Below are 12576 nucleotides of genomic sequence, written 5' to 3'. Positions count from 1 at the left end.
CTCAAAAGTCTCTAACCTTTTCATGCCGTTCGGGCGCACACCCTCTCCCCTTGTGGGAGAGAGTGGCGAAATCGAGCGGAGCGAGATGAAGCCGGGTGAGGGTCTCTCTCCGCGCGCTCATCCGTGGAGAGAACCCCTCATCCGGCGCGCTACGCGCGCCACCTTCTCCCACAAGGGGAGAAGGAAGTCAGAGCAGGAATGACAAGCATGGCAATCAGGTTTGACGGACGCGTCGCTATCGTCACCGGCGCGGGCAATGGTCTTGGGCGGGCGCATGCGCTGGGGCTCGCCAGCCGCGGCGCCAAGGTCGTGGTCAACGATTTCGGCGGCGCGCGCGACGGCACCGGCGGCTCACTGTCGCCGGCCGAGACCGTGGTCGAGGAGATCCGGAAAGCGGGCGGCACCGCGATGGCCGACGGCGCCGACGTCTCGAACTTCGAGCAGGTCACCGCGATGGTCGAGCGCGCCACCAAGGAGTGGGGCAGCGTCGATCTGCTCTGCGCCAATGCCGGCATCCTGCGCGACAAGTCGTTCACCAAGCTCGAGGTCGCCGACTGGGACAAGGTGCTCGGCGTGCATCTCACCGGCACCTTCTACTGCTGCAAGGCGGTGTGGGCCGGCATGCGCGAGCGCAATTACGGCCGCATCGTGCTGACGACCTCGTCGTCGGGCCTGTTCGGCAATTTCGGCCAGGCCAATTACGGCGCAGCGAAGGCCGGCATGGTCGGCCTGATGAACGTGCTCGCCGAAGAGGGCCGCAAGAACAACATCAAGGTCAACACCATCTCGCCGACCGCGGCGACCCGCATGACCGAGGAACTGCTGCCGCCGCAGGCGCTTCAGCTGATGAAGCCGGAGGCGATCACGCCGGCGGTGGAGTTCCTGCTTAGCGAAGATGCGCCGACCCGCACCATTATAGGCGCCGGCGCCGGCTCGTTCGCGGTGATCCGCGTGCTGGAGACCGAAGGCGTCAACCTGCCGCAGTCCGAATGGACGCCGGACGGTGTCGCCGCGCACTTCAAGGACATCAGCGACATGTCGACCGCGAAGGCGCTGCAGGGCGCGTTCGAGCAGACGCAGAAATACGTCGCCCAGGCCGCCGCGCGGGCCGGGATCAAGCTCTAACCGTCATTCCGGGGCTCGCGAAGCGAGAGCCCGGAATCCGTACTCACGATCGTGGTTATGGATTCCGGGTCTGGTGCTTCGCACCATCCCGGAATGACCTCTTTTGTTGTGGCGCCGAGCCGGGTCTAAACTCTCGCCATGTCATCATCCTCCGCCCAACACGTCGCCATCATCGGAGCCGGCCCCGCCGGCCTGATGGCGGCGGAGGTGCTTGCGGCTGGCGGTGCAGAGGTCACCGTCTACGACGCGATGCCGTCGGCGGGGCGCAAGTTCCTGATGGCCGGGCGAGGCGGGCTCAATCTCACCCACTCCGAGCCGCTGCCGGATTTCCTTGCGCGCTATCGCGAGGCGATGCCGCACCTGAAGGCCGCGGTCGAGGCGTTTCCACCTGATAGCTTGCGCGCGTGGAGCGATGTTCTGGGGCAGCCGACGTTCGTCGGCACCAGCGGCCGCGTCTTCCCGCAAGCATTCAAGGCTTCGCCCTTGCTGCGCGCCTGGCTGCGGCGGCTCGATGCCGCGGGCGTCGGATTCGCATTCCGGCATCGCTGGATCGGATGGGATGCGCAGGGCGCGCTGCTGTTCGAGACCCCCGACGGAGAGCGCGCGGTTAGGGCTGACGCGACCGTGCTGGCGCTCGGCGGCGCCAGCTGGCCGCGGCTCGGTTCGGATGGCGCCTGGGCTGATATCCTTGCGGCGAAGGGGATTGCCCTTGCCCCGATGCGACCGGCCAATTCCGGCTTCACCGTCGCGTGGTCGAATATCTTCCGCGACCGGTTTGAGGGGCAGCCGCTCAAGGGCGTCGCCCTCACGATCGGTTCGCACACCGCGCGCGGCGAGGCAGTCGTCACCCGCACGGGCATCGAAGGCGGCGCTATCTACGCGCTGTCGGCGGACTTGCGCGAGGCGGTGCTGGGTATCGGGCAGGCAACGCTGACGATCGCGCTGCGACCGGACCTCGACGCCGCGGCGCTGACCACCCGCCTGTCCGGGACCCGCGGCAAGCAGTCGCTCGCGAATTTCCTGCGCAAGGCGGCGCAACTCTCTCCTGTCGGCATCGGGCTGATGCAGGAGGCGGCGATTGCATCCGGCCGGCCATTGCCATCGTTCTCGCCGGCAGAGCTCGCGCGGCTGATCAACGCGGTTCCGGTTCAGCTCACGGGCGTCGCGCCGATCGCGCGCGCGATCTCGAGCGCCGGCGGTATCAGGTTCGACGAGCTCGACGCGCATTTCATGCTGCGCCAGCTGCCCGGCGTTTTTGCCGCCGGCGAGATGCTCGACTGGGAGGCACCGACCGGCGGTTATCTGTTGCAGGCGTCGTTCGCGACGGGGATGGCGGCAGGGAAGGGCGCGTTGAATTGGTTGAACACGACGAAATCGTAGGATGGGTAGAGCGAAGCGAAACCCATCAACTTCTCTCCGAATGGAGGGATGATGGGTTTCGCTGCGCTCTACCCATCCCGCGCCTGCTCACTCCGAACCTGTCTTCGTCGCGATGTCGGTGATGAACCCGAGCATACCGAACGTTGCCGCGACCGCGCAGACCGCCGTCCATCCACCAAAACTCCATGCCGCAGATGCCGTTGCCGCGCCGACCGCACCGCCGATGAAGAACAGCGCCACGAACAGGCCGTTGATCCGGCCGCGCGCCTCGGGCTGCAGCAGATTGACGGCGCGGCGGCCGAGCGTCTGATCGGTGGTGATGCCGAAATCGAGCAGCACGGCGCCGACACCAAGCAGGGAGAGGGCAGCGACCCGCGACTCGATCATGCCGGCCCAGGCGCAGAGCGCGAGTGCACCGGCGATGAGAAGGTGCGAGACAATCAGCAGCGGCCGCGCGAAGCCCCTGTCCCCCCAGCGCCCGGCGATCGGGGTCGCTGCCGCCCCCGCGACGCCGATCAGCGCGAACAGCGCTATTCCCCTGGCATCGAGCTTGAACGGCGCATCCGGCAGGCGCAGCGCCACCGCGGCCCAGAACGCGGTGAAGGATGCCATCACCAGCGCCGCGGTCCATGATCGGACGCGCAGCACCGGCTCGTCGCGCAGCAATTTGGGAAATGAGCGCAGGAGCGCTCCGTAGCTGACTTTTGCCGCCGGCTGCAAGGTCGGCAGATAGCGCGCCAACGCGCCGGCGAGCACCGTCATCAGCACGGCCGAGGTGACATAATAGCCGCGCCAGTTCCAACTGTCCGCGATCAGGCTCGCCGCCGGCCGTGACAGCAGGATGCCGATCATCAAGCCGCTCATCACGTCGCCGATCGCTTGTCCGCGGCGCTCCGGCGGCACCATCGACGCCACCAGCGGCACCACCATCTGGATCGCTGCGCAGGACGCACCGAGGATGAAGGTGGCAGCGAGCAGGATCACCGGCGTCGGGGCCATCGCGGTGCCGATCGCGGCGACGATGGCGCAGGCCAGCGTGCGCAGGATCAGCCGTCTGTTCTCGACCAGGTCGACCAGCGGCACCAGCAGCAACAGCCCGAGCGCGTAGCCGAGCAGGGTCAACGTCGAGATCAGGCCCGCCTGCAGCTCGGTCATGCCGAGCGAGCGGCCGATCAGGCCGACCAGGATCTGCGGGGCAAACAAATTGGTGACGACGGTGCCGGTGGTGATGGCGCCGATCCAGATCAGGGGACGCACCGAGGTGGCGCGCGCCGTGGAGAGTTTGGTGGCTTCGGAAATGGTCATGGGACCTCGCGGGGAAGTGGCGAGGCCCCCTTTAGGGGATCGGGATAATATGCTACAATTCAAATAAGATAATGAAGAATATGCGAGATTGTTATGAACACCCATGACCTCGTGGCGTTCGTCGCCGTGGTGGAGACCGGATCGATCGTCGCGGCGTCCGCGCGGCTGAACCTGACCCAACCCGGCGTGACACGGCGGATCCAGAATCTGGAGGAGATGCTGGGCGCGCAGCTGCTCGACCGGCTGTCGAAGCCGCTGAAGCCGACGGCTGCGGGCATCGAGGCCTATGAACAGGGTCGCCGTCTGCTGCGCATGCTCGACGACCTCAAATCGGGCGTCGCCAGTGACGGCGTGGTGCGCGGCGAGTTCAGGCTCGGCCTGACGCCGTATTTGTCGGAGGCGGGGTTGGCGGGTCCGCTCGATGCGGTGCGCGCGGAGTTTCCCGCCCTCGCAGTGCGCGTCGTTGCGGGCCTCTCGCCGCACCAGGTCGACGCGGTCTCACGCAACGAGCTGGACGCGGCGGCGATCTGCATTCCGGACGGTGCCGTGCCGCCGGCGGACCTGGCCGCCGACGATCTCGGCGCGCAGCCGGTCATCTTCGTCGTCGCACGCGACATCAAGCTGCCGAAATCCGCCGACCTCGAATGGCTGTCGCGCATGGGATGGGTGATGAACCAGGACGGTTGCGGCTTCCGCCAAACGTTGAAGCGCCAGTTCGAAGCCGCGCATCTGCCGTTCAACGTCGCGGTCGAGGCGCTCGATAGTGAGCTGCGGCTGTCGCTGGTCGCGCGCGGGCTCGGCATCGGCGTCGTGACGCCGGTCGCGCTGAAGCGGAGCGCGCTCCGTAGCCGGCTTAAGGTGGTCAGGATCGAAGGGTTCGATGCCGCGGTGCGCGCCTGGATCGTGCACCGCCCGCCCGCCGGCCGCCTGACGCGGCCGATCGAGGTGTTTCGCGATGCGCTGGATCGGGAGTTGCAGGCGCTGATCCGCGCCTAGCGCAGCTTGCCCCTTGCCGTCACCGGCAACGCGCCGATGATTTCGTCGCCGCGCACCATCACGACCTCGTCCATCATGTTGACGACGACGCAGACATGATTGGGCACGACCCGCACGACGTCGCCGACATTCGGCCGGGTGTTGCTGCGGGAGAGGTCGAGGAAGCCATGCTCCTCGGCGAAGCGCGCGATCTTGGCCTCGGGATGTTCGAGGATCAGGCCGTGGCCTTCGAGCCCACCGGTGTCCGAGGTCAGCGTCTTGGAGCCGGCATCGAGGATACCGCGCTCGGGGCCGGCGCGGCTGACCACGGTGGAATAGATATGCAGCGCGCAATCGTCCCAGGTCGCGACGCCGGCCGCGACCTGCATGCGGTCGTTGTAGATGTAGGTGCCGAAGCGGTGCTCGGTGCCACCCTTCAGTTTGCCGAGATTGACGAGGTTCGGCGTGCCACCGGTCGAGACGATGGCCGCATCGAGGCCGTGGGCGCGCACGCCGGCCAGCGCCTCGTCGTAGAATTTCTGCGCGTCGGCCCAGCCGGTCTCGGTCGGGTACAGCATGAAGCCCGCGAAGCTCAGGCCCGTGGAGGCCGCGATCTCGCGCGCCAGCGCGATCGCCTCGGCCGGGGTCTCGACGCCAGCGCGCTTGCGCCCGGTGTCGCATTCGACCACGACCGAGAGTGGGCGACCGGAGGCGGCGGCTGCCTTCGGCAGATCGCCGACCACGACGGAATTATCCGCGGCGACGGTGACGTTGGCCTTGCCTTGCAGCGCACCGAGCCGCGCCATTTTCTCGTCGCCGAGCAGATTGTAGCTGATCAGGATGTCGTCGATGCCGCTATCGGCCATGATCTCGGCCTCGCCGAGCTTCTGGCAGGTGATGCCCTTGGCGCCAGCCTTGATCTGCAACTGCGCCAGCATCGGGTTCTTGTGCGTCTTGATGTGCGGCCGGTTGGCGATGCCGGCCTCGTCGCAGGCCTTCTGGATCCGCGCGATGTTGCGCTCGACCCGGTCCATGTCGATCACGGCGCAGGGCGTGCCGTATTCCCTGGCGATCTTGGCGGCGAGGGGCGTGGTCATGGTCTGTCCTTTTTCTCCGGCCTCGTAGGATGGGTAGAGCGAAGCGAAACCCATCGTCTTTAATCCGCGCGGAAGCAGGATGGGTTTCGCTGCGCTCTACCCATCCTACACTTTACGCCTGTTCGATTTCTTCGCGCAGCACTTCGAGTTCGAGCCAGCGGTCCTCGGCGGCGGCGAGCTCGTCCTGCGCCTTGGCGATCGCCGCTGAAGCTGCGTCGAATTTCTTGCGATCCTTCGCATAGAGATCGGGATCGTCGAGCAGCTTCTGCTGCTTTGCGATCTCGGCGTGCAACTTGTCGATCGTCTTCGGCAGCGTCTCCAGCGCGTGCTTCTCGTTGAAGCTCAGCCGGCGTCTCGGTGCCGCCTCGGGCGCTGCGGCCCTGGCTTCCTTCTTCTCTTCAGTCGCGGCGTCCGCCTTCACCGCCTCGCGCTTCACGTCGGCGCCGCGCTGCGCCAGCATGTCGGAGTAGCCGCCGGCATATTCGATCCAGCGGCCCTGGCCTTCGGGCACGATCACCGAGGTCACGACGCGGTCGAGGAAGTCGCGGTCATGGCTGATCAGGATCACCGTGCCCTCGTAATCGCCGAGCATGTCCTCGAGCACGTCGAGGGTTTCGAGATCGAGGTCGTTGGTCGGCTCGTCCAGGATCAGGAGGTTCGACGGTTTTGCCAATGCGCGGGCCAGCATCAGGCGGCCGCGCTCGCCGCCGGAGAGCGCCTCGAGCGGCGTGCCGCGCTGCTCCTGCGCGAACAGGAAGTCCTTCATGTAGCCGATGACGTGCTTCGACTTGTCGCCGACCATCACGTGATCGCCGCGGCCGCCGGTCAGGGCTTCGGCCAGTGTCAGCTTCGGATCGAGGCTCTCGCGATGCTGGTCGAGCGTCGCCATCTCGATATTGGCCCCGAGCCGCACCGAGCCGGAATCGGGCGGATCGTTGCCGATCAAGAGATGCACCAGCGTGGTCTTGCCGGCGCCGTTGGGACCTACGATGCCGACGCGGTCGCCGCGCTGGATCCGGGTCGAGAAGGTATCGACGATCTTGCGCTCGCCAAAGGCCTTCGCGATGCTCTTGGCCTCGATCACCAGGCGGCCGGATTTATCGGCCTCGGCGGCGGCGAGGATGGCATTGCCGGTGGCGCCGCGATAGTTGCGGCGCTGGTCGCGCAGCGCATGCAGATTGCCGAGACGCTTGACGTTGCGCTTGCGGCGGCCGGAGACGCCGTAGCGCAGCCAGTGCTCCTCGTTGACGATCTTGCGGTCGAGCTTGTGCTGCTCGCGCTCTTCCTCGGCCAGCACCTCGTCGCGCCATTCCTCGAAGGCGCCGAAGCCGCGCTCGATCTGCCTGATCCGACCGCGGTCGAGCCAGGCGGTGGTGCGCGACAGGTTGGTCAGGAAGCGGCGGTCATGGCTGATCAGCACCAGCGCGCAGCGGCGGCTTTCCAGCTCGCCTTCGAGCCATTCGATGGTCGGCAGGTCGAGATGGTTGGTCGGCTCGTCGAGCAGCAGGATGTCGGGCGAGGGCGCCAGCACCCGCGCCAGCGCCGCGCGGCGCGCCTCGCCGCCGGAGACATGCGCCGGGTCTTCCTCACCGGTCAGGCCGAGTTGCTCGAGCAGGTAGCGCGCCTGGTAGTGGTCGTCGCCGGGGCCAAGGCCGGCCTCGACATAGGCCAGCGTCGTCTTGTGCTCGCCGAAGTCCGGCTCCTGCGGCAGATAGCGGATGGTGGCGCCGGGCTGCACGAAGCGGCTGCCGGCGTCGGGCTCAACGAGGCCGGCCGCGATTCGCAGCAAGGTCGATTTGCCGGAGCCGTTGCGGCCGATCAGGCAGACGCGCTCGCCCGCGGAGACCGACAACTCGACGCCTGACAGCAGCGGCGTGCCGCCGAAGGTCAGGCTGATGTCCTTGAGCTGGATGAGAGGAGGCGGAGCCATCGCGCTAACCCTGCTGGTTCGTCGTCGCCTGCTCGGCGCGGCGGCGCTGGATGCGGCGGATGGTCTGGTCGAGCGTCGACAGGAAGGTCGAGCGGTCGCGCGGGGAGTAGGATTTCGGCCCGCCGGTGATCTCGCCGGACGAGCGCAGATCGGTCATCAGATTGCGCACGGCGAGCGTCATGCCGATCGACTGTTCCGTAAACGGTTTTCCATTTGGCGCGATCACATCGGCGCCGGCCTTCACGCAGCGGCTCGCCAGCGGAATGTCCGCGGTGATGACCACGTCGCCCTGATGCGCGCGTTCGGCGATCCAGTCGTCGGCCGCGTCCATGCCGGAACCGGCGGCGATGCGCTCGATCAGGGGATCCTGCGGCACGCGGATGAAATTGCCCGCGACCACGCTGACCGGCACGCCGAGCCGGATCGCGACGCGATAGATTTCGTCCTTCACCGGACAGGCGTCGGCGTCGACATAGATGCGGGTCAAGGCAGGGGTTTCAGTCATCGATTCCGGGTTCGCAGGCACGGCCTGCGTGTACTCCATGATGCGGAAAATTGCGAGCAAAACGAGAGGCTTGTCACGCTGCCCGGTTCGACTACGATTGCCTCCGAAAAACAACCGAAATAAGGGGAAACCCGATGTCTTCGACGACGCCTGTGCAGACCTACCGCGTCTCGGCCTACAACACCTCGAAACTGTCAGAGAACAAGATCCACGACGACGCGGTGGCGCGGAAATTCGGCTTTTCCGGTGGCCTGGTGCCCGGCGTCGATGTGATGGCCTACATGATGCATCTGCCGGTCGAGAAATGGGGCCGCGATTTCCTCGAACGCGGCCTGATCGAGGCGCGCTTCGTCAAACCGGTCTATGACGGCGAGATCGCCGAATTGACCGGCCGGGAGACCGGCAATGGGCTCACGATCGAGCTCTTCAGCCGCGGCGAGCTTTGCGCGACCGGCACCGCTTCGCTGCCGGCATCGGCGCCGTCATTTGTGCTCGACGACTATAAGCAGGTCGCAGCCGTTGCCGAGCGCAGGCCGGTCAGCGCGTCGTCCTACGAAGAGGGCAAATGGCTCGGCGTGATCCCGCGCGACTGGTCCGGCGATGCGGCGAAGGAGTATCTCGCCGACATCAGGGAGACCGACCCGATCTATCTGCGCGAAGGCCTCGGCCATCCCGGCCTGCTGCCACGGGTGATGAACAAGGTCTTGGTCGACAATGCGATCCTCGGACCTTGGATCCATGTCGGCACCCGCATGCAGCTGTTGTCGGCGGGCAAGATCGGCGACGAGCTGACGGCGCGCGCCAAGGTCATCGGCAATTACGACAAGAAGGGCCACCGCTTCGTCGAGCTCGATGCCCTGGTGCTGGGCAGCGGCATCCCGCTCGCGCATTGCTGGCACATCGCGATCACCCAGCCGCGCGAACAGGCGGCGGCGTAGATGTCGGTCATCATCGACTATTATCTGTCGCTCAACTCGCCCTGGACATTCATGGGCAGCGCACCGTTTGCCGAGATCGCGCGGCGCCATAGCGCGACCGTCAACGCCAAGCCCTGCAAGTTCGGTCCGATCTTCGAGCAGACCGGTGGCTTGCCGCTGCCAAAGCGCTCACCGCAGCGGCAGGCCTACCGCCTGGTGGAGCTGAGGCGCTGGCGCGAGTTGCGGGGCATTCCGCTCAACATCGAGCCCAAGCATTTCCCGAGCGACGACCTTGCGGCGGCGCGTCTTGTGATTGCTGCCGCCCTGCAGGGCAAGGATGCCCACCGCCTCTCGCTGGAATTCGGCCGCGCCATCTGGGAGCGCGAGGAGGCGCTCTCCGACGCGGATGTCATGTCGGCCGCCGCGCAACGTGCCGGGCTGGACGCCGCGGCCCTGCGCGCAGGCGCTCCGCCGGATGCCGAGCTTGACCGGCTCTACGAGCAGAACACGCAGGATGCGCTGAAAGCCGGCGTCTTCGGCGCGCCGAGCTACGTGCTGCCGTCCGGCGAGATTTTCTGGGGGCAGGACCGGCTGGAGTTCCTGGAACGCGCACTGAAGGCGTTGGCTTGATCGGACCCGAGCGGGCGACGAGGTAGGGTAGGGGCGAACCCCATCCACAGGTACAATTGTCATACCCCGCGCATGCGGGGTATCCAGTACGCCGCGGCTTCTCGGTTCTATCGCTGACGTCTCTGGAATACTGGATCACCCGCTTTAGCTTTCGCGGGTGATGACAATGGTGGGTGAGGCGAAACGCCGCCTTACGCCGCGTTCGCCTTGGCATCCTGGATCGCGCGCCAGACTTTTTCCGGCGTCAGCGGCATGTTGATGTGCTTGATGCCGTACTCCGACAGCGCGTCGACCACCGCGTTGACGACGCAGACGAGGCTGCCGGCACAGCCGGCTTCGCCGCAGCCCTTGGTGCCGAGTGGGTTGGATTTCGCCGGCGAGGGATGATCGCCGACCTCCATGGGCGGCACATCGCCGGCGCGCGGCAACGCGTAATCCATGAACGAGCCGGTGATCGGCTGGCCGGAGGCGTCGTAGCTGACTTCCTCCATCAGCGCCTGGCCGATGCCCTGCGCGACGCCGCCGTGCAGCTGGCCGGCGACGATCATCGGATTGACCACGACGCCGAAATCATTGACCGCGGAGTAGCGCACGATCCGCGTCACGCCGGTGTCGGGATCGATCTCGACCTCGGCGACGTGGCAGCCGTTCGGGAAGGTCGAGGCGGTCTCCTTGGTGGCGTGATCGACGTCGAGCGTGTCAGGCGCGCCCTCGGGCATCTTGCCGGCGCGCATCCGCTCGGCGAGCTCCATGATGCCGATCGAGCGATCGGTGCCGGCGATGGTGAAGCGGCCCTGGCCGAACTCGATGTCGGCCTCGGAGGCCTCCAGCATGTGCGCGGCCGCCTTCTTGCCCTTCTCGACGACGAGCGCGGAGGCCTCGACGATCGCCTGGCCGGTTGCGGTGATCGAGCGCGAACCGCCGGTGCCGTTGCCGAACCGAACCAGATCGCTGTCGCCCTGTTCGAGCGTGATGTTCTCGAAGGGCACGCCGAGCTGGTCGGACAGCACCTGCGCGAACGGCGTGGCGTGGCCTTGGCCGTAATCAAGCGTGCCGGTGGTGAGCTTCACCGAGCCGTCCGGCTCGAAGGTGATCTTGCCGAGCTCGCCCGACGGCGGCGCGGTGACTTCGAGATAGGAGCCGACGGCGATGCCGCGCAGCTTGCCGTTCTTCCTGCTTTCCTTCTTGCGCTTGGCGAAGTTCTCGTAGTCGGAGATCTCCAGCGCCTTCTGGAACACGCCGGCGAAATCGCCGCTGTCATAGGTGACGCCTGATGCCGCCGGGAACGGCAGCTGCGACGGCTTGATGAAGTTGCGCTTGCGCAAGGTGACGCGGCTGATGCCCATCTCGTCGGCAGCGGCATCGATCAGCCGCTCCATGTAATAGTTCGCCTCGGGCCGGCCGGCGCCGCGATAGGCGCCCATCAACGTGGTGTTGGTCAAGACCGTCTTGATGTCGACGCCGAGCAGCGGCGTGCGATACACGCTGGCGAGGTTCTTGCCGGTGTTGAGCGACAGCGGGCCGGGCGCGACGCCTGTGATGTAGGCGCCGAGATTGCCGTAGCCGGACAGCCGCACCGCAAGGAACTTGCCCTCGGCATCGAGCGCGAGCTCGGCATGGATCAGCTGTGCGCGGCCCTGGCTGTCGGAGAGGAAGCTGGTCGAGCGTTCGTCGAGCCACTTCACCGGACGGCCGAGCTCGCGCGCCGCATGCGCGATGCAGGTGTATTCGGGATAGCTGAGGTTCTTCATCCCGAACGAGCCGCCGACATTGCCGGTGAGGATGCGGACCTTATCGGCAGGCACGTTGAGCAGACGCGCCATGATCGCCTTGTTGCCGGAGACGCCCTGGGTCGGCACTTGCAGCGTGAAGCGCTCGGTCTTTTTGTCGTAATGCGCCAGCGCGACGCGCGGCTCCATCGAGACCACGGCGACGCGGGTGTTGACGATGTCGAGTTTTGTCACATGCGCGGCGGCAGCGAACGCTGCCTCGATCTTGGCGGTGTCGCCATAGTGATAGTCGAGCGCGACGTTATTCGGGATGTTGTCGTAGAGTTGCGGCGCGCCGGGCTTCGACGCCTCGGCGGCGTCGGTCACCGCCGGCAGCGGCTCGATGTCGACCTCGACCGCCTCGGCCGCATCGCGCGCCTGCGCCGCGGTCTCCGCGACCACGAAGGCCACGGGATCGCCGACGAAGCGCACCTTGTCGGTCGCGAGCGCCGGGCGGTTGGTCTGCAGCAGCGGGGAGCCGTCGCGGTTCTTCAGCGGCAGGCCGCAGGTGAAGGGCTTGTAGCCGGCGGCGGCAAGGTCGGCGCCGGTCCAGACGCCGAGCACGCCCGGCATCGCCTTGGCGGCTTCGGTGTCGATCCCCTTGATCAATCCGTGGGCATGGGAGGAGCGGACCATCCAGCAGATGGCCTGGCCGGGCAGGGAGAAATCGTCGGTGTATCTGCCCTTGCCCCGCACCAGGGTGTCGTCCTCCTTTCGTCGAACGGGCTGTCCGACACCATATTTTTGCAGTGCGATAGCGTTGTCGAGAGAGGCGGGCGGCGTATGATCTTGCATCGAAAATGACCTGAAATGCCCGGATTTGCTGGAGTTTGGGGGCGCAGACGAGATAACGCACGCCCCCCTTAACGACAACGCCCGATTGGGCATGGACCCAATGTGAACGGAGTTTGCGCAGGGCTCTGACGCTGCTAAAGTTTCCGTG

10 protein-coding genes are annotated in these 12576 nt (G+C 66.5%); 5 read left to right on the top strand and 5 right to left on the bottom strand.

Translation table 11 applies throughout. The features are described from left to right. The first annotated feature begins 207 nt into the window (after nt 1-207). Together ACTUWL_RS01455 and ACTUWL_RS01450 are read left to right on the top strand one after the other, a co-directional pair. Nucleotides 208-1125 (top strand): SDR family NAD(P)-dependent oxidoreductase, encoded by a 918-nt coding sequence (locus ACTUWL_RS01455; RefSeq protein WP_021081364.1) that lies wholly within the window; start codon nt 208-210, stop codon nt 1123-1125. A 195-nt stretch (nt 1126-1320) separates the two neighbouring features. Beyond that, the gene (locus tag ACTUWL_RS01450; RefSeq protein WP_035652940.1) at nt 1321-2505 is read left to right on the top strand and encodes a TIGR03862 family flavoprotein; all 1185 of its coding nucleotides are present in this window, start codon (nt 1321-1323) and stop codon (nt 2503-2505) included. 87 nt (nt 2506-2592) lie between these two features. Here the strand turns inward: ACTUWL_RS01450 and ACTUWL_RS01445 are convergent, their stop codons facing one another. Continuing rightward, a complete protein-coding gene (locus ACTUWL_RS01445) occupies nt 2593-3810 on the bottom strand; it encodes an MFS transporter (RefSeq protein WP_021081366.1) in 1218 nt (405 codons plus the stop codon). A gap of 93 nt (nt 3811-3903) precedes the next feature. Between ACTUWL_RS01445 and ACTUWL_RS01440 the strand changes: the two genes are divergently transcribed. Continuing rightward, nucleotides 3904-4806 (top strand): LysR family transcriptional regulator, encoded by a 903-nt coding sequence (locus ACTUWL_RS01440; RefSeq protein ID WP_021081367.1) that lies wholly within the window; start codon nt 3904-3906, stop codon nt 4804-4806. On the opposite strand, the gene ACTUWL_RS01435 is transcribed toward ACTUWL_RS01440, so the two are convergent. From ACTUWL_RS01435 to ACTUWL_RS01425, 3 genes are all read right to left on the bottom strand, one after another. Next, the gene (locus tag ACTUWL_RS01435; RefSeq protein ID WP_035652943.1) at nt 4803-5882 is read right to left on the bottom strand and encodes an alanine racemase; all 1080 of its coding nucleotides are present in this window, start codon (nt 5880-5882) and stop codon (nt 4803-4805) included. The genes ACTUWL_RS01440 and ACTUWL_RS01435 overlap by 4 nt on opposite strands. A 112-nt stretch (nt 5883-5994) precedes the next feature. Then, nucleotides 5995-7812, bottom strand: coding sequence for an ABC-F family ATP-binding cassette domain-containing protein (locus tag ACTUWL_RS01430; RefSeq protein WP_021081369.1), 1818 nt, complete (start codon nt 7810-7812; stop codon nt 5995-5997). Between the two features lie 4 nt (nt 7813-7816). After that, nucleotides 7817-8317, bottom strand: coding sequence for a YaiI/YqxD family protein (locus ACTUWL_RS01425; RefSeq protein ID WP_035652946.1), 501 nt, complete (start codon nt 8315-8317; stop codon nt 7817-7819). 134 nt (nt 8318-8451) lie between these two features. On the opposite strand from ACTUWL_RS01425, the gene ACTUWL_RS01420 reads away from it, so the two are divergent. Together ACTUWL_RS01420 and ACTUWL_RS01415 are read left to right on the top strand one after the other, a co-directional pair. Next, a complete protein-coding gene (locus ACTUWL_RS01420; RefSeq protein WP_021081371.1) occupies nt 8452-9255 on the top strand; it encodes a hypothetical protein in 804 nt (267 codons plus the stop codon). Next, nucleotides 9256-9864 carry a 2-hydroxychromene-2-carboxylate isomerase gene (locus ACTUWL_RS01415; RefSeq protein WP_021081372.1) on the top strand — a complete coding sequence of 203 codons (609 nt, stop codon included), beginning with the start codon at nt 9256-9258 and terminating at the stop codon, nt 9862-9864. 191 nt (nt 9865-10055) lie between these two features. On the opposite strand, the gene ACTUWL_RS01410 is transcribed toward ACTUWL_RS01415, so the two are convergent. Then, entirely contained in the window at nt 10056-12428 is a 2373-nt protein-coding gene (locus ACTUWL_RS01410) for a xanthine dehydrogenase family protein molybdopterin-binding subunit (protein WP_021081373.1), read from the bottom strand. Between the last annotated feature and the right edge of the window lie 148 nt (nt 12429-12576).

The sequence above is a fragment of the Bradyrhizobium sp. WCU1 genome, assembly GCF_053474805.1.
The sequence above is the reverse complement of the archived record's forward strand: the minus strand, read 5'-3'. Positions and strand labels throughout refer to the sequence as shown.